Raw genomic sequence first — 23,822 nt, 5'->3', positions numbered from 1 at the left:
CCCGTATGCGAGGGAAGCCCTTGACCAGATACGGCGACGTCAGCGGCGTCAGGCCGGGGGCGGAGCGCGCTCGCCCCTGCCCGGCCACCTGGCGGAGCGAGCCGTTCCGAGGATCTCGCCGTGCTGGGAGCGCCACCCGGCCCGGCGGTCCTCGGCGCCTACGATGCCCCCGTGAGCAACGAAAGCGGAGTTCCGGAATCACTGGTCGCTCTCCAGCGGACCCTGAACGCGGCGGCCGAGGAAGCCCGTTCGCACGGCTCCTCGCGAGAGGACTGGCGGCCGTGGGTGGAAGCGGCGGCCGCGGCCGAGAACGCCGTCGCGGAACACGCCGCGGCCGCCGGTGTCGACGTGGACGAGCTGCGGTCGGCCGTCGAGAGAGCCGCGCGTACGGCCTGACCGCCACGGGTTGCCACTCCTCGCCCGTCCGATGTGCTCGACGCCCTGGACGGCTCCACCCGGCACCCGGTGGTGCGAGCGGTTCCGTCGTCCCGGGTGCCGGGACACGCTCCCCCGGCGGACCCGGCGGACCCGGCGGACCCGGCGGACCCGGCGGACCCGGCGAACCCGGCGGAGCGTCGGCGCGTCGGCGCGTCGTCAGAGCGGTGTGCGCAGGCTGGAGCGGCCGGCGCGCCAGGCGGTGAGCGTGCGTTCCCCGGCGTGGGCGTCCAGCAGGTCGGTGGCCGCGACGCCGAAGGCGACGTCCGCCTCCAGCCACGGTTCGTCCGCCAGTAGTCCGCCGACCACCTCGCGGCGCACCACCTGTTCGTGGACGGCGTCGGCCTCCACGTGCTCGGCGTAGAAGTGCACGGCCGCTTCTCCCGCGCCCGTACGGCGCATCGCCTGCGCCAGCCGGCGGGAGGGCGGCGACGAGGTGACCTCGACGGCGGCGAAGTGTCCGACCAGGGCGCCGCGCAGCGCGCGGTGCAGGCCGAACATCGACATCAGGTTGACGCTCGCCAGCGTCTCCGCCGTCGCGGCGTCCACGTAGCGGCCGTACGCCGTGTCCAGGCCGAGGTCCGTCATCAGGCCGGCGAACAGCCGTGAGTGCATCCGGTCCGCCCGGCCGCCGCCGTACTCGTCGAACTCCACCGCGACCATGCCCGCCTTGGCCCTGCCCCGCAGCCGGGGGACCACCCACAGGTGCGGGTCCGCCTCCTTGAGGTGGTAGAGCGAACGCTGGGCGGCGTACTCGCGCAGCTGCCACAGCTCACCCTCGTCGCGGAGGAAGTGCGAGAGCCCCGTGCCGTCCACCGGCTCGGTCAGAATCCCGGCGAACGCCTCGTCGGCGGTGCGCGGCCGGTCCTCGGTGTCCGCGCGCAGGGCGTCCAGGAAGCGGCGTTCCAGTCCCGCCCGCAGCCCGAGCAGGGCCGGGTCCCACTCCCAGGCGGGGTCGACGCCCCCGAAGCCGCGGTAGTGCAGTTCGTAGCAGAGGTAGAGCGCCAGGTGCAGGTCGTCGCCGTACGGGTCGGCGGCCCGGACGGCGCCGTCCGGCGGCGGCGGGGCGCTGCCCCGGCCGGGACCGCTCCGCAGCATGCGCAGAACCCCGTCGCTGAGGGTGCCGCGGCCGGCGGGCGGGACGGGCTCGCCAGGTTCCGCTTCGGTCAGTTCCGCCGAATTCACTCCTCGGCCCCCTCACCGGCGGCACTCGTGTCGTCCGGATCGCGTTCACGGCCGGTCCGATGTGTCCCGGAGTCCTTGGTCCTGCGGCGGTGGCTGGTGTCGCACCAGGGGTAGGTCCTGCTGCGCCGGCAGGCGCACAGGGCCACGGTGAACCGGTCCGACCGCACGGTGCTCCCGTCCTCCAGCGTCACTTCCACCGGTCCCTCGACGAGGAACGGTCCGTCCCGTGTCGGGGTGACGCGGCAGGGGGCGTTGCGTGTGTCACGAGTGTCAGGCGTGTTCTTTATGTCGTGAATGTTACGAGTGTCACGCGGCGCGTTCGGCACGGATGATCACCAGCTCTTCCTTGTCGTCTCCGGGCGCGATCAGGCCGCGGTCCAGCAGCCACTGCCGCCGCGACGACAGGACGGGACCGAAGGGCACGGAGCGCCGGTCCGTCACCCCGGCCGGCAGGCCCGCGCGCTCCAGCATGGCCAGCGTCGCGGGTACCCCGCACAGCGCCGAGTGGACGAGGAGCAGCGCCCCGCCGGGCCGGAGCAGCTTCGCCGCCCCGTCGCACAGCCGGTCGATGATCAGGCGCCCGTCCCGGCCCGCGTCCCACGCCCTGGCGGGGCCCCGGACGGGCGGGCCGGCGTCGGGCGCGGGCACGTACGGCGGATTGCTGAGGATGAGATGGAACCGCCTGCCGACGGCAGGGGCCAGCAGGTCGCCCCGGACGGCCTCGACGCTCAGCCCGGCGAGCACCGCGTTCGCGCGGGTGGCGAGCACCGCGCGGCGGGTACGGTCCACGGCCGTCACCCGCGCACCCCGCCGCGCCGCGGCGAGTGCGAGGAAGCCCGATCCCGTTCCCACGTCCAGGACCGCCGTCCCGGTGCCGACCGTCTCCTGTTCCAGCGCGTCACGCAGCAGCAGCGTGTCCTCCTGGGGGCCGTAGACGCCGCGCGGCAGCATCACCCGGCCGCCCTTGTCGTACGTACCGATCAGACCGAGCACCGGCGCACCTCCTCGCTCATCGCTCCCGCCGGACCCACCGGGCCCGCCGCTTTCAACGCCCCCGCCGCTCCGGCCGGACCCGCGCCGACGGAACCGCCGGGACCACGGGAACCAGCGGGGCGGGCGGTCTCACCGATCGTGGAGAGGCAGGACTGGTCTCCTCCGAATGGAGGGCCAAACACACCACAGAGCGCATACGTCACTTTCTTCACCGTCCTCCCGTGCCCACGAAGCCGCGCTTCTCACGGCGCGGCCCTCATCGGTCGCGGATCACACATCCGGCCCCCGGCCCCGCAGTGCGGCAGGGCACGTGCCGGCCGCCGGTGCCCCGCAGCCCGACCGGCGCCCGCCTGGGCGGACGGCCCCGCCGGCCCCCGGCTGCCCGTCGAGGGCCTCGACGCCCGTCGTCCGGCGTCGGCGAACGGCTTCGCCACTGCGCCACTGCGAGGCCGTTCGGTACGGCTCCGACGACGACCGTGTCCGGCATGGCGCCTCCTGGGGGTTCGCGTCGGGCCCGTGTCAGGGCCGGGACGGCCGCGCGGGCGCACCGCCGCTCCGGCCGGTTCAGACAGCGGCGCGCGGCCGGGGGGAGCGCTCCACCACGTCCGCCAGCCGGGCCAGCATCGTGCGGTGCCGCAGCTGGGCCAGGGCGTCCACGACCGTGTTGTGGAGCATTCCGCCCGGTCCGCGCAGGGGATGTTCGTCGATGACGACGAGGGCGTTCTCGCCCCACGGGCGGATGTCGAGGGCGATCCGGGCGGTGCCGAGGGGGCCACTGTCGGCCTCCAGCTCCAGCACTCCGGGCTTCTCGCACCGGCGGACGGTCGTGGTGCCGGACGCCGTCCACCGTCCCAGCCGGATCGTGTACGTGATGCTGGATCCGACCTCCGGCCACGTCCCGTCCCCGGGGCGGGAGCCGGACGTACCGACCACCCAGTCCCCGTAGCGCGAACCGTCCGCGAGGACCGCCCACACTTCCGCCACGGGCCTCTCGATCAATCGGTGTCGTACGGCCATCGGCCCTCCAGCCCTGGTCCACGGCCCCGAGTGGGTCGGCCGCCGGGATTCGGCGCGCCCACCCGCATGCCTCTCACTGTCGCAGGCGTTCGGCCGGGCCGCCGCTTGTCGGCCGGCGGCGGAGCGCTACGCGTCCCGCTTGGTGTGGGAGAGCAGGTTTCTGCGTATCGCGCTGTCGGAGCGGGGCGTGGCGCGGGGGCCGTGCCATTCGAGGAACAGGACGGTGGCGTCGTCCTGGAGCCGGCCGTCCTGGTAGTCGAGGACGCTGTGCACGAGTCGGCGCAGGGTCTCGGGGACGGGCAGGCCCTCGGCGTTGTGGCTCAGGATGAAGTCCACGAAGCGGGCGAGCCCGAACTCCTCACCGTCGGGGTTCTTCGCCTCGGTGATGCCGTCGGTGTGGAGGACCAGGCGGTCGCCGGGGTGCAGTTGTTCGTGGCAGAGGGTCGCCCCGACGCCCAGGTCGGTGCCCAGGGGGTGGGCCGGCGGACAGGACAGCATGCCCGTCCAGGTCTCGTCGTGGCGGATGATCACGGGCGCGTGATGGCCGTGGCTGATCCAGTCGATCCTGCCCGTGTTGCTGTCCAGGTCGAGCAGGACGGCGGTGCAGTACCGATCGCCGCCGAGCTGTTCGATCAGGGTGCGTTCGACGAACTCGCCGGTCTCGGTCAGGTCCACGTGCTGACGGCGGGCGTTGCGGCAGGCGGCCACGGCCAGGTTGGCGGTGATGCCGGCCGTCACGTCGTGTCCCATCGCGTCGAAGACACCCAGGTGCACCACGCCGTCGGACAGCGCGTAGTCGAAGGCGTCACCGCCGACCTCGTAGGCGGGCTCCAGCGCCGCGCTGATCGTGACCTGCCCGTTGGCGAACGACCGCGGCGGCATCAGGTTCCACTGGAGCTCCGCGGCCACCGTCATCGGCTGCTTGCGGACCAGCCGGGCGTAGGAGTCGCTCTGGTCGCGCACCGAGATGACCAGCAGGGTGAGCATCGACGCCAGACGCTGCAACAGCAGGGTCTGCTCCGGCGAACCGTCGGTGTCGGCTCGCAGGGCACCCAGCCGCTCCGCCCCGTTCAGCAGCGGTGTCCACCACGGCCCCGGCCCCTCCCCGGCGGGCCCCACCGGTGCGAGGCCCGTGAACGAGAGACCCGCCGCCGTGCTGTCGATCCGCAGTTCACCGGCTTCGTCGCCGGAGCCCGACCCGCAGTCCGGCCCCCGGCCGGTGAGCAGGCGGAGAACGTCTTCCTGGAGATCGGCCAGATAGATCAGGGGGTTGCCGAGCCCCGCGCGGGCGGCCTGCTCACGCACCAGGCCCGGCAACTGCTCCAGGGACAGCCCGTGACTGGCGTCCAGCAGCCCGGCGAACATGCGGTCGACGTCGGACACAGCATCACCCGCTCTGGCTCCGTGACCATCCGCGTCCGTCCGGAACCCTGATGGGTCGTCCCGCACGACGCGCACGCCGGGAAGCCGCTGAAGACCGTGCCCCATCAGCGTAGAGGCGATGTGGCCGGACCGCAGGACGGTGCCCCGCTCCGGCCGCGCTCAGAACGCGTAGCGGACGCGCAGCCACGGCGCGTGGTCGGCCAGCAACTGCCGCATCCGCGTGAGGGACCGCCCCTTGATCTCCTGGGAGTACCGCACGTTGAGGTCTCCGTTCTGCGAGCGCTTGACCGTCTGGGCGGCCGGCTGCCACAGCACCTCCTCGGCACGGGGGTGCCAGCCGAGATTGACCTCGTGGAGCGCCTGGTTGTGCGTGAGCATGATGATCTCGGCCGCCGCCTGCTTCTTCACCCGGGCGGGCAGTACGTCGTCGAGACGGGTGAGCAGGTCGGCCCAGTCCCGCTGCCACCCCGGGCGCAGGACGACGGGCGAGAGGTTGAAGTGGACCTCGTACCCGGCGTCGAGGAAGTCGGGGGCCGCGGCGATCCTGTCCGGGACCGGGCTGGTGCGGATGTCCAGCAGCCGGGCGTCGTCGGGAGGCATGAGCGAGAAGCGCACGCGGGTACGCCCCTGGGGGTCGAGCGCGAGCAGGTCCGGGTTGACGAACTTGGTCGCGAACGACGCCTTCGCGGTCGGCAGGCCGCGGAACGCGGCGACCAGGTCCGCCGTGTTGTCGCAGAGCAGGGCGTCGACCGAGCAGTCGCCGTTCTCGCCGATGTCGTAGACCCAGGCCCGCGGATCGCACTGGTTGGGTTCGGTCTTCGGGCCCTGGGCCCGTACGTGGCGTTGGACGTGCGCCACGACGGCCTCGATGTTGGTGAAGAGGGTGATGGGGTTGGCGTAACCCTTGCGGCGCGGGACGTAGCAGTACGCGCAGGCCATCGCGCACCCGTTGGAAGCGCCCGGGGCGATCCAGTCGGCCGACCTGCCGTTGGGGCGGGTGTGGAGCGTCTGCTTCACCCCGAGGACGAGTGTCTCGGTCTTGACCCGGACCCACCGGGCGATGTTGCCGTCACTGCCGTGCAGCGAGGGGATCCGCCAGTGGCTCCCGACCTCGGTCACCCGCGCCCCCGGCAGCCGCGCCATGATCTGCCGCCCGCGCGGAGAGTCCAGCGCGGCCGGTTCCGCGAAGACCTCCCGCACGTCGAGGAGGCGGCGGGCCTGCGGGCCGTCCCGGAACGCCCCGCCCGTGTCCGGGGCCGGTGTGACGTCCTGCCAGCCGAAGAGCGCCGGCTGCTCGGCGTGTTCGGACGGGCCGGTCGACGACGGCTCGTTGCTGCGGTTCACACCGCATTCTCACCTTTCGCCAACGCTGCTGGGACGGCGCCCCGGCATCCTCGCGGTCATGGGACGGACACTCGACACCAGGGCGCAGGTCACGCGCCTGCTCCAACGCACGGGTTTCGACGCGAACGCGGACGCGGTGGACGCCGCGGAGAAGTCCGGCTTCGCGGAGACCCTCGACCGGGTGCTGGCCGGCGGGCGGGACCCCGGCGCCGACGCGACGCCCGCACCCCGGCCGGGGCCCCTGCCACCGCGCAACACCCAGGCCAAGGAGCGTCTGGAGAAGCGCAAGCGGCAGGACGGGCGTACGGAAGGCGAGGACGACGGTGCCAAGCGGGCCGCGTTCCCGGCCACCGCCACCGCTCCCTCCGACGACGCGAGTCCGGCCCCGGACCCCGGCGGCCGGACCGACGAGAAGCCCGGCGGTGCGGACGGGGAGCGAGAGGACGACCCCGTACGCAAGCAGTACCGGCAGGAACTGCGCCGACAGCGCCAGGAGTTGACGCTGTGGTGGCTGGACCGCATGGTCGCGGCCGAGCGTCCGTGGGCCGAGAAGCGCACACTCCTGTGGCACAACCACTGGGCCACCTCGATCCAGAAGGTGAAATCCGCAGCGGCGATGCTCCGGCAGAACGAGACACTGCGGCGGCTGGGCGGCGGCGACTTCCGCACGCTGGCCCGCGCCATGGTCACGGACCCCGCGCTGATGGTGTGGCTGGACGCCGACGGCAGTACGGCGAAGGCCCCGAACGAGAACCTGGCGCGCGAGCTGATGGAGCTGTTCGTGCTCGGCGTGGGCAACTACACCGAGACCGACGTGCGCCAGGCGGCGGCGGCTCTCACCGGCTGGACCCTCGACCGGAGGGCCCACCCCTGGGAGTCCCGCTTCCAGCCGCGCCGCCACGATCAGGGTCCGCAGACAGTCGTCGGTACGAAGGCGGGCTTCACCGCCCAGACCCTCGTCGACCATCTGGTGAGCCTGCCCGACTCGCACGCCCATGTGGCGCGACGCATGTGGGGCGCGCTGGTCGGCAGTGAGAACGGCCCGGCCGATGCGGCTCTGGCGCGGGTCACCGCGGCGTACGGCGCGCGGCGCGACAGCACGGCGATGTTCCGGGCGATGTTCACCGACGAAGCCTTCACGGACGCCGACAACGTGCTGGTCAAGCAGCCGGTGGAGTACGTGGTCGGCAGCCTGCGCGCCTTCGGCGTACGGCCCTCGAAGCTGCCGGAGAAGGTCCGGGAGCCGCTGCTGACCCGGACCCTGGCCGGGCTCGGTCAGGTGCCGTTCGCGCCGGAGAGCGTCGGCGGCTGGCCGGCCGGTGCCGCCTGGCTGACCACGGCCGCCGCGCAGGTCCGGATCGGTTTCGCGCAGGCACTCGTCCGGCAGGCCGATCTGAGCGACGTGGAGAAGGCGTCGGCGAAGGAACGTCCGGAGCTGCTGGCCCGGAAGCTCGGCGTCCCGAGCTGGGGCGACAGCACCCGCGGCGTCCTCACCGCCGCCGCGAGCGACCCGCGCAGGATCACGGCCGTCGCGTTGACCGCCCCCGAACACCTCGTACTGAGCTGAAGGAGAGAGCGCACGTGGACACCTGGACCCGACGCAAGTTCCTCACCACCAGTGGTGTGGTCGGCGGGGCCGCGCTCGCCGCCGGCGCCACCGCGTGGGGTGTGGACGAACTGCTCGCGACCGGCTCCGGCGAACCGGACGCCGACGCGGCCACCCTCGTACTCGTCACCCTCTACGGCGGCAACGACGGCCTCAACACCCTGGTGCCGGCCGCCGATCCCCGCTACCAGGACCTGCGTGGCGATCTCGCCTACGACGAGGACGAGGTCCTGGCACTGGGCGAAGGGCTCGGCCTCAACCCGGGGATGAAGGGCATGAAGGCCCTCTGGGACGAGAAGAGGCTCGCGGTCGTACGCGGGGTGTCCTACCCGAAGCCGGACCACAGCCACTTCCGTTCGATGGGGATCTGGCAGACCGCGTCACCCGCCGGGCCGGTGCCCTCCGGATGGCTGGGCCGCTGGCTGGACCACGCCGGCGGCGGCGACCCGCTCAAGGGGGTCTCCGTGGGCGCCACCCTGCCGCCGCTGATGGCCGGGGAGAGCACCGCCGGCGCGGCCGTACGGCTGGGCGGCCGCGAGCTGCCGGACGCCTGGCGGCGCACCTGCTCCGAACTGTCGCGCGTCGGCGACGGCGCCCATCCGCTGCTGAAGCGGGCCGGGACCTCGCTGGCCGATCTCACGGAAGTCTCCTCGGCCTTCAGCAACGCGGAGGAGCCGGACACCCAGGATCCCGGCGAGCCCCGCGACGAGGACGAGGGGAACGAGGGAGCCTCCGCCGGCGGTCAGGGCGAACTCGGCGCCCAGCTCGACGTCGTGGCCAGGGCCATCGAGGCGGGGGTGTCCACCCGTGCCTACAGCGTCAGCCTCGGCGGCTTCGACACCCATGCCAACGAGAAGGCCACCCAGTCCCGGCTGCTGGGCGCGCTCGACAGCGATCTGAGCCGCTTCCTGGAGCGCGTCCGCAGGACGGGGGCCGGCCGGAAGGTCGTGGTCGTCGTGTACTCGGAATTCGGCCGCCGCCCCCGCGCCAACGCCAACCAGGGCACCGACCACGGCACCGCGGGACCGGTGTTCGTGATCGGCGAACCGGTCAAGGGGGGCTTCTACGGCGACCAGCCGAGCCTGACCGACCTCACCGACGACGATCTGCGCACCACGACGGACTTCCGCGACGTGTACGCCACCGTGCTGCGCGACGTCCTGGACACCGACCCGGCGAAGATCCTCGACGGCCACGACAGGACGCTGGCGTTCCTCTGACGACCGTTCCTCTGACGACCCTCCCGTAGCACCGCCCGCTGGGTCGTGTCTTCGATGTCCCGCCTGGCCCGCGACGCCTGGCGCGGCGTATCGCCGCGTGGTCGTAAGTCGGCCGGGTACGCCCGGTGCGAGACCGGTCCTCCGCCTCGCGACGCACCGCGCCGGCCGCCGCGGGCCCCGGCCCTGCGGGCGGACGGCGCTACTTCGAAGACACGGCCTGACGCCCCGGGGATGCCAGTGGCAGGTGGACGCTCACGCGTGTGCCGCCGCCCGCCTCGCTGGAGAGGCCGACGGTGCCCGCGTGCGCCTCGGCCACCGCCGCGACGATCGCCAGCCCCAGTCCGCTGCCCTCGCCGCTGTGCGCGGGGTCGGCCCGGTAGAAGCGGTCGAACACGCGGGGCAGCGCCCCGGCCGCGATCCCCGGGCCCTCGTCCGCGACCTCCAGCACGGCGGTGGCGGGGCCGGCCGGCCTCCGGCCGTCCCCGGAGGAGGACGTACGGACGGTCCGGACCGTGATCCGCGCCGGGGTCCCGGCCGGGGTGTGGTTGCGCACGTTCGCCAGCAGGTTGTCCACGACACGGCGCAGCTGCTCGGCGTCCCCGTGCACCACGGCCCCCTCCTCCGCCCGGAGCGTCAGCGGGCTCCCGGGGTCCACGACGCGGACGGCGGCGACCGCGTCACGGGCGACGGCGGCCAGATCCACGGGCCCGCGCCGCCCGGCCGGCACCGTGTCCGGGACGGTGTCCAGCCGGGCGAGCAGCAGCAGGTCGTTCACGAGGCGCCGCATGCGCAGGGCCTCGGTGGTGATGCCGTTCATCGCCCGCTCGCGCTGCTCGGGCACGGCCAGCACGCCCTGGTGGTGCAGGTCGGCGTAGCCGAGCACCGCCGTGACGGGGGTGCGCAGTTCGTGCGAGGCGTCGGCGACGAACCGGCGCAGCCGGTCCTGGGCGGCCTGCTGTCTGTCCAGCATCGTGTTGAGTGCCAGACCGAGCCGGCCCACCTCGGTGTCCTCCCCCGCCGGAGCGACCCGGCCCTCGGTGTGTCCGGCGGCGATCGTGTCCGCGGCGTGCGCCATCGTCTCCAGCGGTCGCAGACCGCGGCGCAGGATCCACAGTCCGGCACCGGCCAGCAGGACCAGCGCGCCGCCCGTCGCGGCGGCCTCCGCGACCAGCAACCGCCGCATGGTGCCTTCCAGTTGATCCAGCGGCACGGCCGCGACGAGCGTGCCGCGGCCCGGTACCCGCTGGGTCAGCAGCCGGTACTCCGGGCCGCCCGCCCGTACCGAACCCACTGTGACCGGCTCGCGCCGGCCCGGCTTCGGCAGGGGATCCGGCACCCGCGGGGCGGCGTCCGCCGGGTCGCGCAGACCGGGCGCCAGCTCCCGTACGCTCCCGTCGGGCCGGTGGAGCTGGAGGTGGAACTCCGACGCCCCCAGCAGCCGTACGTCGCCGCCGAGCACCCCGCCGGGGCCGGACTCCGTCAACTGCTGTGCCACGCGCTGGCGTACGGCGCGCAGTGTGATGTCGGTGCGGTCGGTGAGATAGCCGCGCAGCGCCCCGTAGACCACCGCGTCCAGGGCGAGCAGCACCGTGGCCGCGAGCACGAGCACCGCCAGCAGCAGCCGCCCGCGCAGAGAACGCGGCCGTACCGCCAGCCGCGCGGCGGGGCGGGGGCTCACCGGCTCTCCGGTGCGCGCAGCGTGTAGCCGATGCCGCGACGGGTCTCGATCAGGGACGGCCCCAGCGCGTCCAGCTTGCGGCGCAGATAGGAGATGTACGTCTTCACCACTCCCGGATCGCCGTCGCCGAAGTCCCAGACGTGTTCGAGGAGTTGCTCGTGCGTCAGCACCCGGCCCTGATGCGCCAGCAGATGGCACAGCAGCCGGTACTCCGTGGGCGAGAGCTCCACCCGCCGGCCCGCCCGGCGTACCTCGTAGGTGGCGGTGTCCACCTCCAGGTCGGCGCAGCTGAGCACGGTCCGAGCCGTCCGGCCCTCGCCCCGGCGCAGTACGGCCCGCACCCGGGCGGCGACCTCCGCCAGCCGGAAGGGCTTGGTGATGTAGTCGTCGGCCCCCAGATCCAGTCCGTCCACCACGTCCGCCCCGCTCTCCCGGGCGGTGAGGAAGACCACCGGCACCTCGGAGCCTCCCTGGCGCAGGCGCCGGACCACCTCGAAACCGTCCAGGTCCGGCAGCATCACATCGAGCAGTACGAGGTGGGGGGCGTGCTCCCGTACGGCGGCGAGCGCGTCGCGGCCGGTGGCCGCCTCCGTCACCTCGTACCCGAGGAACCGCAGCGAGGTAGCCAGCACATCCAGGATGGCCGGCTCGTCGTCCACGACGAGAAGCCGGCTGCCGCCGCCCGGTGATTCGTTCGGTGTGCTCATGGACAGGCATCCTGACACCCCGGGCCCGGCCGGGTCCCGCGCGTCCGACCAGGCCGCGAACGGCCGCGCAAGGCGAAATGGGCCTCACTGTACGGGAGTTGGCGACTCTACCGGCCGGTATGTCCTTGTTCCCGAAAAGGCGACCCGTTACGGACGCTTGGTCATACTCTGGCCGCCTGCCGGGCCCTTTGGGGGGTGCCCGGCCTCGATCAGAAGGACGTCCATGCGCTACTCCCGCACGCTCTCCACTGTCGCCGCGATCGCCGCGGTGGCCGCCGGAACGGTTCTGTTGCCCTCGCAGGCGCAGGCCGCCGGGTCGGTCCACCTGTACAAGATCTACTACGACAGCCCCGGCACGGACACCCGCTCCAACGCCAGCCTCAACGGCGAGTACGTGCAGATCCGCAACACCACCACCAGGGCGGTCAGTCTGACGGGCTGGTCGGTGGTGGACGGGTCGAACCACAAGTACACGTTCGGCAGTTACTCCCTCGCGCGGGGCAAGACCGTGACCGTACGTACGGGGAGGGGCACCAACACCGCGGCCAACCGCTACCAGGGGCGCGCCGCGTACGTCTGGAACAACGACCGCGACAAGGCGACGCTCAAGAAGTCCACGGGGGCCGTGGTGGACACCTGCTCGTACAACTCGACACGGGTCGACCACAAGGTCTGCTGATCCGGGGCGGCGCCGGTGCTCACCCACTCGACGAGAGGGCGGGCGCCGGCGCCGGCCGCCCGGGGTATAAGGCCCCGGTCCATGCCCCGATCCATGCCCCGGTCATCGATCCTCCACATCCCGACGCACAACCAGCTCTGGAATTCCGGTGTCTAGCAGGTGACCAGTGGGACAAGTCGTCCCGCTTCCGTACGTTCGAGGAGACCCACCGTGCGTCAGCACAAACGCCTCTCGCGCCTGACTTCGACAACCGTGGCCGCGGCAGCGGCCGCCGCGGCCCTGCCGCTCGCCCTCGCCCCCGGTGCCCACGCGGACGAGCCCGTCGCGCCGGATCTGACCGTGTCCGAGCTGTCGGGGAATCAGCTCAGGCCCGGCGAGGTCCGCGACGACTCCGTCACGCTCACCAACAACGGCACCGCCGCCACGGACGGTGTCACCTTCCGGCTGCGGCTCACCCGCGGACTGGCCTTCACCGAGCCCGTCGACGGCTGTACGTACTCGACGGTGGGGGACAGGATCAGGCAGGCGGTGTGCGAGCTGGACGTCGGTATCGCGCCGGGCGAGAGCTACACGGTGCCGGTGAGGTTCAAGGTGCTGAAGAAGGCGCTGATGGAGGTCGTCGAGTACGGCACGAGCCGCACCGGTGAGGACCCGGGGGAGGGTTACGACGAGGCGCACCGGCGCCTCGCGCTGGACACCGACAACTCGGCCGACCTCGTCGCCACGGGGGACAAGGCCAAGGGGAGGCCCGGCAGCCAGGTCATCGTCACGCCGTCGATCCGCAACGACGGACCGGGCTGGATCCAGAACAACGAGAGCGACGACCACCCCGCTCTCCTCGTGAACGTGCCCGAGGGCACCAAGGCCGTCGAAGTCCCCGCCGAGTGCAGGCCGTTCGGGATCGACGGACCGACCGGTCCTTCGGAGCCGGGGCACCCGAAGTACGTCTGCCAGGAGGACGACTACACCCTGGAGGTCGGTGAGACCGAGGCGTTCGCCTTCGTCCTGAAGATCGACAAGGGGCGGAAGGCGGACACGTCCGGCGAGGTCAAGGCCACGTCCAACTACGACATCGACCCCGTCTACGACACCGACAAGGCCAACAACTCCGCCGCGTTGAGCATCGACGTCCTGTAAGCGGGGGAGCGCAGGAAGGCGGGCGGGGGCCCGGGGGCGTTCGCCGGCGACAGCGCCGGTGGCCGCCCCTTCCGGGTGCCCTCTCCCGCCTTCCTGCGCTCCCGTCTTCCCGCCCCTCTCGCGTACCTACGCCGGTCCCGCCGTCAGACGGGAGGCCGACGCGATCGTCGCGCGCGCCTCGCGTTCGGTGAGGCCCGTCCGTACGGCGGCGTCGACGAGCGTCTCCAGGAGGGAGTCGCCGAAGCCGTGTTCGTACGCCCGGCAGGCCGCCCAGAACAGCCGGGTGTTGCGCTGACCCGCGTGCGCGGCGAGCACGAACTGGACGAGGCCGTGCCCCTGCGCGGGACGGCCCCGGTGGCTTCCCGGCCCCGAGTGGCGCCCGCGCTCGGGGGGCGTGAGCAGGCGCAGCAGGGCGCGCGGGCAGGGTGCGGGGGTGAGGCCGGCGGCGCCGGGGGCGAGACGGTACGCGCCCCGGGCGGTGACGGAGCCGGGGCCGACGAGATAGCCGCCCGCGCCCCGTACGTCGATGCCGGGTGCCAGGCGCCCCGCCGAGTTGGGGACGGTGATCCCGGCCGGACCCGACAGCCAGATGTGCCGGCCGCCGCTCGGGGTGAGTACGACCACGGTCTCCGGCAGCGTGAACAGGTGCTGGAAGGCGAGCTGCTGGAGCGCGGCGACCGAATCCGGGGCCGGGCCGGACGCCCCGGTCGGCGTCACGTCCAGGTCGACGCCGATCAGATGGTGCGGCGCCCGCCCGCAGGCGATGCCGTACCCCGTCGCCCAGGGCGCGGCGGCGAACAGCGCCCGTACGGCGGCGGGGTCGGTCGTGGCGTCGTGCACGCCGTGGCCCGGCAGGCCGCACTCACCGCGGCACATACCCGGCCCGCCCGCACCGCCCGGCACGGCTCCACCGCCCGCACCGCCCGTCGCGCCCGGACCGGGCTCGTTGCGGTGTGGTGAGCGCAGCGCGGGGAGCTTGCTGGCGGACAGCGGGATGACGGGGAAGCCGCTCTCGGCCGCGGAGAGGGCGTGAGCGAGGGCCAGGGTGGTCGAGTGCCGGGCGGTGATGGCCATGCGTCCATGTTCGCACTGATGTTCGAAGAACGGGAGTGGGAAAGATTGGCCGAAAGCGTGCCGAAACGCTTCGCCTCTTGCGGGAGCCGGGTTGTGGCGTGGTCCGTACGGCCCGGTACGAGACGAACTGGCCTGTTGATGTCAGGAAGGGGGTTTATCGACTTGTCCTCACGCTTGCGAGGGAATAACCCCCTCGGGGCTGGTTCGCCGGGGATTCGGTGGGCAATTCTTGATCCGCGACGTCGAGCACAACGTCGGGGCGGTCGGCCAACTGCCCGGACAAGAGCCGTACTTCTCATTCACGAAGATCTCGTTCCTGGAGGAACTGACATGGCACGTTTCCGTACAGCCCGCGTCTTCGCCGCCGTCGCCGCCCTGCCTCTTGCCGCGGCCCTCTTCACCACCTCTGCCTCGGCCGACGACTTCGCGGACGACGGATCGAACGCCAGCGTGGCCACGATCGTGGGCAGCGGCGTCGGTGACGACAATTCCGGTAATTCGACGACCACCCAGCAGGTCGCCACGGGTGCCGGTGCGTCCAACCAGAACAACACCGCCAACGTGAACGGCTCCGGCTTCACGGTGATCGACCAGTCCAACGAGAATGTCGCGGTGAACTTCGTCAATCTCTGGTGACACGGCCCGACGGGGGGCTTGGCTGAGGGGTCAGCCACGGTCTGCGCGACGGTACTCCGGTGTCGGCGCGCAGACCGTCCTCATATGTACCCGTCCTCGTGTGCGTCCGTGCGGCGCCCGCTCGTCCGGCGCCCGTACCCCGTCACCGCACGCCGTCGCCACCCCTGGTCGTACACGCCGCGCCGCGCTCCGCCTCCTCATCAAGGTGTACGGCTCCGACACCACCGCCCTCGCGTGCGCGGCCCGCACGGCTCCCACCTGCGGGGCCCGTCCGCACAAGGGCTCAGGACCGTTCCGCCACGCGGGGCTCAAGATCCACACCGGCTCACCGCCTCGGGCGCCGACCCTGACGAGCGTCCACCGCTCCTCCACCTTCAGTAGGTGAAGCCGGTACTCCCCCTACTCCCTGAGGCGGACGCAGCTTCGGGACCTGGGGCCGATCCCCCGGGAGGGGCCCGCTCCTAGCGTGGAGCCATGACCACGCCCGTCTGCACGAGCGCCTCCAAGGCCGTCTCGTATTCGCCGTACCACCCGAACTCGCACCCACCCGCGCACTCCGCGCACCAGCCGCAGTCACACGCGCCCTACAAGTCCTTCTCGTCGTACGTACGGGCGCGGGGGCCCGTGCTGCTGCGTACCGCGCGCTCGCTCACCGCCAATCCGAGCGACGCCGAGGACCTTCTCCAGACCGCTCTCACCAAGACGTACGTCGCCTGGGACCGGATCGAGGACCACCGTGCCCTCGACGGATACGTCCGCCGCGCCCTGGTCAACACCCGTACCTCGCAGTGGCGCAAGCGCAAGGTCGACGAGTTCGCCTGCGAGGAACTGCCCGAGCCGGCCGGCCTCCCGGCGCCGGACCCCGCCGAGGAGCGCGTGCTGCACGACGCGATGTGGCGCGCGGTGATGAAGCTGCCGGACCGCCAGCGCGCGATGGTGGTGCTCCGTTACTACGAGGACCTCAGCGAGGTGCAGACCGCCGAGGTGCTGGGGGTCTCCGTCGGCACGGTGAAGAGCGCGGTGTCGCGGGCGCTGGGGAAGCTCCGCGAGGATCCGGAGCTGGTGCCCGTCCGCTGAGTTCGCGACCGTGTTTTCTACTCCCGGGTAGTGACATACCGCGTGGTATGTGCGCAGAATCGCCGCACAGCTTGTCGACACGCCGCGCTTCTGTCGCGTAGCGCCAGCGCCCACCGGGAGGACGCCGTGCTGAGCACCATGCAGGACGTACCGCTGACAGTGACCCGCATCCTGCGCCACGGGATGACCATCCACGCGAAGTCACAGGTCACCACCTGGACCGGGGAGAGCGAGCCGCAGCGCCGCAGTTTCGCGGAGGTCGGCGCGCGTGCGGCACAGCTCGCCGGCGCCCTGCGCGACGAACTCGGTGTCACGGGTGACGAGCGGATCGCCACCCTCATGTGGAACAACGCCGAACATGTCGAGGCGTACTTCGCGATTCCCTCCATGGGGGCCGTCCTCCACACCCTCAACCTGCGGCTTCCGCCCGAGCAGTTGGTCTGGATCGTCAACCACGCAGCCGACCGCGTCGTCCTCGCGAACGGCTCACTGCTGCCGCTCCTCGTGCCGCTCCTGCCCCATCTGCCGACCGTCGAGCACGTGGTCGTCACCGGCCCCGGTGACCGGGGGCCGCTCGCCGAAGCCGCCGCAGCGACCGACGGCCGTGTCCGGGTGCACGAGTACGAGGACCTCATCGCCGGGCGCCCCACCACGTACGACTGGCCCGAGCTGGACGAGCGCGCCGCCGCCGCCATGTGCTACACCTCCGGCACCACCGGCGACCCCAAGGGCGTCGTCTACTCGCACCGTTCGATCTATCTGCACTCGATGCAGGTCAACATGGCCGAGTCGATGGGGCTGACGGACAAGGACTCGACCCTCGTCGTCGTCCCGCAGTTCCATGTGAACGCCTGGGGTCTGCCGCACGCCACCTTCATGACCGGCATCAGCATGCTGATGCCCGACCGCTTCCTCCAGCCGGAGCCGCTGGCCGACATGATCGAGCGCGAGAAGCCCTCGCACGCCGCCGCCGTGCCGACGATCTGGCAGGGACTCCTCGCCGAGGTCACCGCCAGGCCGCGAGATCTGAGCTCCATGGTCCGTGTCACGATCGGCGGCTCCGCCTGTCCGCCCGCGCTGATGGAGGCGTACGACAAGCTCGGCGTCCGGCTCTGCCACGCCTGGGGCATGACGGAGACCTCGCCGCTCGGCACGACGTCCAACCCGCCCGCCGGTCTCACCGCCGAGGAGGAGTGGCCCTACCGCGTCACACAGGGCCGGTTCCCCGTCGGCGTCGAGGCGCGGCTGACCGGTCCCGGAGGCGACACCCTGCCCTGGGACAACGAGTCGGCCGGCGAGCTGGAGGTGCGGGGCGCCTGGATCGCCGCCGCGTACTACGGCGGCGTGGACGCCGAACCGCTCAGGCCCGAGGACAAGTTCAGCGAGGACGGCTGGCTCAAGACGGGCGACGTCGGCGTCATCAGCCCCGACGGCTATCTCACCCTCACCGACCGCGCGAAGGACGTCATCAAGTCCGGCGGCGAGTGGATCTCCAGTGTGGAACTGGAGAACGCGCTCATGGGCCATCCGGACGTCGCGGAGGCGGCGGTCGTCGCCGTGCCCGACGACCGGTGGGGCGAACGCCCGCTCGCGACAGTCGTGTTGAAGGACGGCGCGAGCGCCGACTACGAGTCGCTCAAGAGCTTCCTCGCCGAGAGGATCGCCAAGTGGCAGCTCCCGGAGAGGTGGTCGGTCGTGGACTCGGTGCCGAAGACGAGCGTCGGAAAGTTCGACAAGAAGGTGATCCGCAAGCGGTACGCGGACGGTGAGCTGGACGTCACCCGTCTCTGAGGGGTGTCCTTTCCCCGCCGTCGCACCGACTGACCCTGGGGCGAACCTGCTTGAGGGTCAGTTGGTGCCGATCTTCGCCAGCAGTTCCACGATCCGCGACTGCACGTCCTCACTCGTGGACCGCTCGGCGAGGAAGAGCACGGTCTCCCCGGCGGAGAGCTGCGGCAGTTCGGCGCGGTCGATGCTCGTCGAGGTGTAGACGACCAGCGGCGTACGGTTCAACTGGCCGTTCGCGCGCAGCCAGTCGATGATGCCCGCGCGCCTGCGCCGTACCTGCATCAGGTCCATGACCACCAGGTTCGGGCGCATCTGACCCGCGAGCGTGACCGCCTCGCTGTCCGTGCCCGCGCGTGCCACCTGCATACCGCGGCGTTCCAGCGTCGCCGTCAGCGCGAGCGCGATCTCCTCGCTCTCCTCGATCAGCAGCACGCGCGACGGGTGCTGTTCGCTGTCGCGCGGCGCCAGGGCCTTGAGCAGTACGGCCGGGTCGGCCCCGTACGCCGCCTCGCGCGTCGCCTGCCCGAGCCCGGCCGTCACGAGCACCGGGACCTCGGCCGCGACGGCGGCCTGGCGCAGCGACTGGAGCGCGGTCCGGGTGATCGGACCGGTCAGCGGGTCGACGAAGAGCGCCGCGGGGAAGGCGGCGATCTGCGCGTCGACCTCCTCACGGGAGTGCACGATCACCGGGCGGTAGCCGCGGTCGCTCAGCGCCTGCTGCGTGGAGACGTCGGGGGCGGGCCAGACCAGCAGCCGGCGCGGGTTGTCCAGCGGCTCGGGCGGCAGTTCGTCGTCGACGGGGCGGGGCTGCGGGCGGTTCGCGACCTCGACCGCGCCGCCGGGGCCGTCCAGCGGCTGGGGACCTTCCGCGCCCTCGTCCGGGGCCCCTATGGCGTAGGCGCGCCCCTCGGAGTGGGGGCCGTGGCCGAGGGAACCGCCCTGGCCGCCGTGGGAGGGGCCGGAGGGGTGCGGGGCCTGAGGCGCGGAGCCGGGGGCGGGCGCGGTTCCGGTGCGGGGGTCCTCGGGTTCCTGCGGGGCGGACAGCCTGCGGCGGCGGCCCGAGCCGAGGGTCTGGTTCTGCTGCTTGCTGATCTGCTGCGAGAAGGGCACGCCCTGGCCGAGCGTACGGACGCTGAACGCCCGTCCCTGTGTGGAGTCCGCCGACACCGGCTCCTCCTCGGGGAGGGGCTGCGCGGGGGGCAACGGCTGTGCGGCGCGCGGGTCTTGGCGGGCACTGCCCTTGCCGTCGCTGTCGCCCTTGTCGTTGCCGCTCGCCGGACCCGCGCCCGTGGCCGCGCTGTCGGCGTCGTCGTGCGCGTGGGCGTGCTCGGCGGCCTGGGCCGACGCCGGTACCGCTCCGGCGACGGGCCACGACGGCTGCCGGCCGGGCGCGCCCGGCATCACGCCGGCGCCCGAGGCGGTGGGCATCGAGGGCGACCAGCTGTTGGGGTCCGCGGGCGGGGGCTCGGTCTCGGCCGCCGCGAGTGCCTCACGCGGGTCGTTCGTGGCGGCGACCGGGTGCGGCTTCAGCGGTGTGTGGTCCGCGCGGGGGTCCGACCGGGCGGTGTCGTGCCGTCCCGGCACGGACGCGTCGGGCGCGCCCTGGGCACCGGGGGCCGGCACGCGGTCCGCGTCGGCGGGCGGGAGCGCGAACTGCGCGCGGGGCGCCGCCGCGTCGGCTGCGGGCGCGGATACCGGCGCCGGGCGCTGCTGCGCGGGCGCCAGCGCACGCCGGGGCCGACGGATGGCCGGCGGCTGAGCCGGTGTCGCGGATGCGGCCGGTGGCTGGGCTTGCTGCGGTGCCTGCTGGGGCGCGTGCTGTTGGGCCTGCTGCGGTACGGGCGACGGGCCGGCGGGCAGGGCCGGCAGGGCGTGCTGGCCGTCACGCCGGGCACGGCGCCCCGTACCCGCCGCCGCGGCCTCCTGCCGCGCGCCGTTCTGCGCTCCGTGCGGTACGCCCTGCGGCGGCACCGCCTGCCCGAGGGCCGCGCGCCCGGTCGGGTGCGCTCCCTCGGCGGCCGTCACGACCGCTCCCTCGGAGGCCGAGGACGCAGGGGACGCCGGCGAAGCCGGCGAGGGAGGGGCCGACACCGCCGGTTCGGCGCCGGTTCCGGGCCCGGTCGCGTTCTCCGCCGGGCTCGGCCGGCCGCGCCTGCGGCCCGTACCGCCGGTGCTCCCGCCCGAATCCTGGGCCGGGATGAGTTCCTGGGGACTCTGCCCCGCCGCCGGCTGCCGCTCCGTGCCCGAGTCCGCCCCCGACTCCGGACCGGGAGCCGATTCCGTATGACGAGCCCTGCGCCGCCCCGTGGGCTCGCCGGGCTCCTCGCCCGCCGCCCCGAGGAACGCGTCCGTGGACGCCCGGCGCGCCCGCCGCCGCCCGCCGCCCGGCCGGCCGGAGCCCCCGGTCGACCCGCCATCCGGGGCCGCGCCCTCCGGGGCCCCGCCCTGACTGCCCTCGGTGACGGGGGCGGGCGGCTGGAACGTGCCCGACCCCTCCCCCAGCGGCACCTCCAGCACATACGCGCTGCCGCCCATGCCCGGCATCTCGTGCGTCTGGAGCACACCACCGTGCGCCCGCACGATCCCGCGCACGATCGGCTCGTGCACCGGATCGCCCCCGGCGAACGGCCCGCGCACCTCGATCCGTACGACATCACCGCGCTGCGCCGCCGCCACCACGATCGTCGAGTCGACGTAACCGCCGCCCGGCACCGCCCGCGTCCGCCCGGTCGAGTCCACGCCCGCCACGTCCGCCGTGAGATGCGCGAGCGCCGTCGCCAGCCGTACCGGATCGACCTCCGCCTCGATCGGCGGCGCGTGCACGGCGAACTGCGCCCGGCCGGGTCCGATCAGCTCGACCGCGCCCTCGACACCGGCCGCCACGACCGCGTCGAGCAGCACGTTCACCTTGCTCAGCTGGTCCAGGCCCTCGTCCAGCCGCTGGTAGCCGAGGACGTTGTCCACCAGCGTCGTCATCCGGGCGTACCCGGCCGACAGGTGGTGCAGCATCTGGTTCGCCTCGGGCCACAGCTGCCCCGCCGGGTCGGCGGCGAGCGTCGACAGCTCACCGCGCAACTCCTCCAACGGCCCCCGCAGCGCGCCGCCCAGGACGGCCGCCAGCTGGTGGTGACGGCGGGCCGTGTCGTCGTAGCGCTCCGCCAACTCCTCGATCTCGGCGGCGTACCGGTCGCTGCGGTCCGCCAGTTCGGCGGTGTGCCGCTCGACGGCGGCGGCGAGCTCCGCCGCGTGGCGCTCGGCCGCCTCCGCCAGCTCCGCCGCGTGCCGCTCGGCGGTCTCGGTGGCCTCGGTGGTGTGCGCCTCGACCAGTTCCTCGTACGGACGCCGGTCGGTGAACGTCATCACCGCGCCGACGAGCTGCTCCCCGTCCCGTACGGGCGCGGTGGTCAGGTCGACGGGCACCTGCTTGCCGTTCTTCGCCCACAGCACCTGCCCGCGCACCCGGTGCTTGCGGCCGGACTTGAGCGTGTCGGCGAGCGGCGACTCCTCGTACGGGAACGGCTCACCGTCCCCGCGCGAGTGCAGGATCAGCGGGTGCAGCTCCTGGCCGCCCAGATCACTGGCCCGGAAGCCGAGGATCTGCGCGGCGGCGGGGTTGACGAGCACGACGCGGCCGTCGGTGTCCGTACCGACCACGCCCTCGGCGGCGGCCCGCAGGATCATCTCGGTCTGCCGCTGCGAACGCGCCAGCTCCGCCTCGGTGTCGACGGTCCCCGAGAGGTCGCGGACGACGAGCATCAGAAGCTCGTCACCGGTGTAGTTGTGCAGGTCGTACGCCTGCTGGCCGTCCTCCAGGTTGGCGCTGGTGACCTCGACGGGGAACTCGGTGCCGTCCGTGCGCCGCGCGATCATCCGCGTCGGCTTCGTACGGCCCCGCTCGTCGCTGGCCTCCGGCCGGCGCATCGAACCGGGGATCAGCCGCGGGTCGAACTCCGGCAGGAGATCGAGCAGACCGCGGCCGACCAGGGCCGTACCGGGGGTTTCGAAGGTTTCGAGGGCGATGGCGTTGGCGTTGACGACGGTCCCGTTGCCGTTGACCAGCACCAGACCGTCGGGAAGCGCGTCAAGTATCGCCGCGAGGCGAGCAGCGCCTCGGGATGGCCTGCCACTCACGACGACGCTTCCTCCCTGGACCACTGCACCTTGCGGACGGCCGGTCCCATCTTGCCCTTCTGAGTCTCAGCCTGTCACGGGAGGGAGTCTAAGCGCTGGGGGCGGGACGGGACGGCGGATGAGGGGGAGCTCTCACCAAGGTTGTGTGCGGACCCCGTACCCACCGTGTCAGCCGCGGGCGGCGGGGAGTACGGGGAGTACGGGGACGAGGTTCTGCCAGCGGGAGATCTCGCAGCCGTTCTTGCGGCTGAACGTCGCGTCGACGCTCCGCCCCTGCCACGTCCCGGTGACCCGGGCGGTGGCGGGCCCGCCCATCTGCATGGTGCACATCTGGCCCTCGGGCACCGGGGCGAACGGGTCCTTGCCCTCGCCGGCGAGGGCGTCGAGCCGCGCGCACGCGGACCTCGCCTCGGGGTGCGTACCGCCGGTGGGGCCGCACGTCAGCTCGTACGTACCGTCCGCCCGGGTGATGTTGGTGTCGACGACGGTCAGGGTGAGCCGGTCCTGCGCCCGCTGCTCCTGGAACAGCGGCGGCAGGGCGGTCCACGCGAGATCGAGCGGCCCGGCGGCGGCGGTGGGCGCGAAGGCGGCCACGGCCGCGAGCGAGGCGGCGACGGCGGCGGTGCGGGTGAGGGAGGAACGACGCGACACGGGAGCTCCTGACGACAGACGATTCCGGAGGGCCCGACGGTGCGCGCCCGCCATCACTAACGCGCGTGAGCCCGAGTCGTTGCGCACCGGCCCGGAACACGAAGAAGCGCTTTGCCCTGCGGGGTTCCCGCCTAGTACCGTGGGCGGCGATTGGTGACACGGCGCTCGGCTGTGTCATCATCTGACACGCACCATCCGCGCCCGCGCGGGTGTGCTGGAGGCGTCGCCTAGTCCGGTCTATGGCGCCGCACTGCTAATGCGGTTTCGGGGTAACCCCCTGATCGAGGGTTCAAATCCCTCCGCCTCCGCGCACGAACCACCGAAGCCCCGTCCACCTGGCCGGGGCTTCGGCCGTTCCGGGCCGACGGGTCCACCGGAGGGCCGTTTCGCCGTGTTTCCGCAGCTCAGACCTGGTCCGGCTAATGGATTTCACGTGACGCCGCAGGTCATGTAGTGTTGTTCTCGCAACGCAGCCGGGCCCGAAAAGCCCAGCACACCAAGCACTCGTAGCTTAACGGATAGAGCATCTGACTACGGATCAGAAGGTTGCAGGTTCGAATCCTGCCGAGTGCACACAGGTCAACGGCCCCCCGGACATCGTCCGGGGGGCCGTTGACGTGAGCGGATGACATCAACGTCGTTCGTCGGCAGGGAAGGACGCCGCGGCCGACACCCAATGGGGAGGGCCGGGCATGGGGACCGCCGGGTCGCTGTCGATCGGATGGAGGACGTACCGGGAGTGGACGCCCCGGCCGAGCCCTAGAGCAGGCCAACCGCCCTGAACGCCGGCGGCCACCAGCAGGATCGTCCCCAGTGATCCTGCGATCACCCTCAGAACGTCGGGGGAGAATCTCGGGTCAATCGCGCCACCGGGCACCCACCTGGCCAGCAGGTCGCAGACCCTCGATCCGACGTCGCGGCGGTCAAGGATCCCGGAGCCGACTCCCTGTCCCCAACGGGCCCGGCGGGCAACGTCGATGGGCTTCGGGCCCAGTTCGCGGGTTGGGCCCGGGGTTGGGTCTTGGGACCCATGCCGGTGGGTGTCGGCTGTTCGTATGTTTCTCATGTCGCCAGCGGGAAC

19 protein-coding genes and 2 tRNA genes are annotated in these 23,822 nt (G+C 72.8%); 10 read left to right on the top strand and 11 right to left on the bottom strand.

Annotated features, from left to right (window positions below; all coding sequences use genetic code 11):
* Positions 1–171: 171 nt before the first annotated feature.
* On the top strand, positions 172–396 hold the full coding sequence (locus ACZ61E_RS29565) for a hypothetical protein (protein ID WP_469703142.1): 225 nt from the start codon (positions 172–174) through the stop codon (positions 394–396).
* A gap of 198 nt (positions 397–594) precedes the next feature.
* Here the strand turns inward: ACZ61E_RS29565 and ACZ61E_RS29560 are convergent, their stop codons facing one another.
* The 6 genes from ACZ61E_RS29560 to ACZ61E_RS29535 all read right to left on the bottom strand — a co-directional run bounded on the left by ACZ61E_RS29560 (position 595) and on the right by ACZ61E_RS29535 (position 6,357).
* The gene (locus ACZ61E_RS29560) at positions 595–1,620 is read right to left on the bottom strand and encodes an iron-containing redox enzyme family protein (RefSeq protein WP_469703141.1); all 1,026 of its coding nucleotides are present in this window, start codon (positions 1,618–1,620) and stop codon (positions 595–597) included.
* Positions 1,617–1,907: a CDGSH iron-sulfur domain-containing protein gene (locus tag ACZ61E_RS29555; RefSeq protein WP_469703161.1), complete on the bottom strand. Its 291-nt coding sequence runs from the start codon at positions 1,905–1,907 to the stop codon at positions 1,617–1,619. Before ACZ61E_RS29555 ends, ACZ61E_RS29560 begins: the two co-directional genes overlap by 4 nt.
* 19 nt (positions 1,908–1,926) lie before the next feature.
* Positions 1,927–2,571, bottom strand: a complete 645-nt coding sequence (locus ACZ61E_RS29550) for a HemK2/MTQ2 family protein methyltransferase (RefSeq protein WP_469703159.1) — start codon at positions 2,569–2,571, stop codon at positions 1,927–1,929.
* Positions 2,572–3,177: 606 nt separating this feature from the next.
* Positions 3,178–3,630, bottom strand: a complete 453-nt coding sequence (locus ACZ61E_RS29545; RefSeq protein ID WP_469703139.1) for an SRPBCC family protein — start codon at positions 3,628–3,630, stop codon at positions 3,178–3,180.
* 126 nt (positions 3,631–3,756) lie between these two features.
* The gene (locus tag ACZ61E_RS29540) at positions 3,757–5,013 is read right to left on the bottom strand and encodes a PP2C family protein-serine/threonine phosphatase (protein ID WP_469703138.1); all 1,257 of its coding nucleotides are present in this window, start codon (positions 5,011–5,013) and stop codon (positions 3,757–3,759) included.
* A 159-nt stretch (positions 5,014–5,172) separates the two neighbouring features.
* A complete protein-coding gene (locus ACZ61E_RS29535; protein ID WP_469703136.1) occupies positions 5,173–6,357 on the bottom strand; it encodes a spore photoproduct lyase family protein in 1,185 nt (394 codons plus the stop codon).
* A gap of 58 nt (positions 6,358–6,415) precedes the next feature.
* Between ACZ61E_RS29535 and ACZ61E_RS29530 the strand changes: the two genes are divergently transcribed.
* Together ACZ61E_RS29530 and ACZ61E_RS29525 are read left to right on the top strand one after the other, a co-directional pair.
* Complete coding sequence (locus ACZ61E_RS29530; RefSeq protein ID WP_469703134.1) at positions 6,416–7,924, top strand: DUF1800 domain-containing protein; 1,509 nt, start codon at positions 6,416–6,418, stop codon at positions 7,922–7,924.
* Positions 7,925–7,938: 14 nt separating this feature from the next.
* Complete coding sequence (locus ACZ61E_RS29525) at positions 7,939–9,183, top strand: DUF1501 domain-containing protein (protein WP_469703132.1); 1,245 nt, start codon at positions 7,939–7,941, stop codon at positions 9,181–9,183.
* Between the two features lie 199 nt (positions 9,184–9,382).
* Here ACZ61E_RS29525 and ACZ61E_RS29520 read toward each other — a convergent pair whose 3' ends face one another.
* On the bottom strand, positions 9,383–10,861 hold the full coding sequence (locus ACZ61E_RS29520; RefSeq protein WP_469703131.1) for a sensor histidine kinase: 1,479 nt from the start codon (positions 10,859–10,861) through the stop codon (positions 9,383–9,385).
* Positions 10,858–11,568: a response regulator transcription factor gene (locus ACZ61E_RS29515; protein ID WP_469703130.1), complete on the bottom strand. Its 711-nt coding sequence runs from the start codon at positions 11,566–11,568 to the stop codon at positions 10,858–10,860. The genes ACZ61E_RS29520 and ACZ61E_RS29515 overlap by 4 nt, the downstream gene beginning before the upstream one ends.
* A 223-nt stretch (positions 11,569–11,791) precedes the next feature.
* Between ACZ61E_RS29515 and ACZ61E_RS29510 the strand changes: the two genes are divergently transcribed.
* A complete protein-coding gene (locus ACZ61E_RS29510) occupies positions 11,792–12,247 on the top strand; it encodes a lamin tail domain-containing protein (RefSeq protein ID WP_469703128.1) in 456 nt (151 codons plus the stop codon).
* Positions 12,248–12,457: 210 nt separating this feature from the next.
* Positions 12,458–13,384: a COG1361 family protein gene (locus ACZ61E_RS29505; RefSeq protein ID WP_469703126.1), complete on the top strand. Its 927-nt coding sequence runs from the start codon at positions 12,458–12,460 to the stop codon at positions 13,382–13,384.
* A 126-nt stretch (positions 13,385–13,510) separates the two neighbouring features.
* Here ACZ61E_RS29505 and ACZ61E_RS29500 read toward each other — a convergent pair whose 3' ends face one another.
* Positions 13,511–14,458 carry a bifunctional DNA primase/polymerase gene (locus ACZ61E_RS29500; RefSeq protein ID WP_469703124.1) on the bottom strand — a complete coding sequence of 316 codons (948 nt, stop codon included), beginning with the start codon at positions 14,456–14,458 and terminating at the stop codon, positions 13,511–13,513.
* A gap of 330 nt (positions 14,459–14,788) precedes the next feature.
* Here ACZ61E_RS29500 and ACZ61E_RS29495 point away from each other — a divergent pair, with 330 nt between their 5' ends.
* The 3 genes from ACZ61E_RS29495 (at position 14,789) to ACZ61E_RS29485 (ending at position 17,962) form a co-directional block, all read left to right on the top strand.
* On the top strand, positions 14,789–15,094 hold the full coding sequence (locus ACZ61E_RS29495) for a hypothetical protein (protein WP_469703122.1): 306 nt from the start codon (positions 14,789–14,791) through the stop codon (positions 15,092–15,094).
* Positions 15,095–15,568: 474 nt separating this feature from the next.
* Complete coding sequence (locus tag ACZ61E_RS29490) at positions 15,569–16,171, top strand: SigE family RNA polymerase sigma factor (RefSeq protein ID WP_469703120.1); 603 nt, start codon at positions 15,569–15,571, stop codon at positions 16,169–16,171.
* Between the two features lie 126 nt (positions 16,172–16,297).
* The gene (locus tag ACZ61E_RS29485) at positions 16,298–17,962 is read left to right on the top strand and encodes a long-chain fatty acid--CoA ligase (RefSeq protein WP_469703119.1); all 1,665 of its coding nucleotides are present in this window, start codon (positions 16,298–16,300) and stop codon (positions 17,960–17,962) included.
* Positions 17,963–18,019: 57 nt separating this feature from the next.
* Here the strand turns inward: ACZ61E_RS29485 and ACZ61E_RS29480 are convergent, their stop codons facing one another.
* Together ACZ61E_RS29480 and ACZ61E_RS29475 are read right to left on the bottom strand one after the other, a co-directional pair.
* Positions 18,020–22,090 (bottom strand): hybrid sensor histidine kinase/response regulator, encoded by a 4,071-nt coding sequence (locus tag ACZ61E_RS29480; protein ID WP_469703118.1) that lies wholly within the window; start codon positions 22,088–22,090, stop codon positions 18,020–18,022.
* A gap of 168 nt (positions 22,091–22,258) precedes the next feature.
* Positions 22,259–22,741, bottom strand: coding sequence for an SSI family serine proteinase inhibitor (locus ACZ61E_RS29475; protein ID WP_469703116.1), 483 nt, complete (start codon positions 22,739–22,741; stop codon positions 22,259–22,261).
* 216 nt (positions 22,742–22,957) lie between these two features.
* Here ACZ61E_RS29475 and ACZ61E_RS29470 point away from each other — a divergent pair.
* A tRNA-Ser gene (locus ACZ61E_RS29470) sits at positions 22,958–23,049 on the top strand.
* Positions 23,050–23,241: 192 nt separating this feature from the next.
* Positions 23,242–23,314: transfer RNA gene (locus ACZ61E_RS29465), tRNA-Arg, on the top strand.
* Positions 23,315–23,822: the final 508 nt, after the last annotated feature.

The sequence above is a fragment of the Streptomyces sp. NPDC104581 genome, assembly GCF_055583685.1.
The sequence above is the reverse complement of the archived record's forward strand: the minus strand, read 5'-3'. Positions and strand labels throughout refer to the sequence as shown.

Excerpts from the sequence above, each read along its gene's own strand:
- ACZ61E_RS29550 (WP_469703159.1), bottom strand. The coding sequence starts at position 2,571 with ATGCTGCCGCGCGGCGTCTACGGCCCCCAGGAGGACACGCTGCTGCTG.
- ACZ61E_RS29545 (WP_469703139.1), bottom strand. The coding sequence starts at position 3,630 with ATGGCCGTACGACACCGATTGATCGAGAGGCCCGTGGCGGAAGTGTGG.
- ACZ61E_RS29530 (WP_469703134.1), top strand. The coding sequence starts at position 6,416 with ATGGGACGGACACTCGACACCAGGGCGCAGGTCACGCGCCTGCTCCAA.
- ACZ61E_RS29515 (WP_469703130.1), bottom strand. The coding sequence starts at position 11,568 with ATGAGCACACCGAACGAATCACCGGGCGGCGGCAGCCGGCTTCTCGTC.
- ACZ61E_RS29510 (WP_469703128.1), top strand. The coding sequence starts at position 11,792 with ATGCGCTACTCCCGCACGCTCTCCACTGTCGCCGCGATCGCCGCGGTG.
- ACZ61E_RS29500 (WP_469703124.1), bottom strand. The coding sequence starts at position 14,458 with ATGGCCATCACCGCCCGGCACTCGACCACCCTGGCCCTCGCTCACGCC.
- ACZ61E_RS29495 (WP_469703122.1), top strand. The coding sequence starts at position 14,789 with ATGGCACGTTTCCGTACAGCCCGCGTCTTCGCCGCCGTCGCCGCCCTG.
- ACZ61E_RS29490 (WP_469703120.1), top strand. The coding sequence starts at position 15,569 with ATGACCACGCCCGTCTGCACGAGCGCCTCCAAGGCCGTCTCGTATTCG.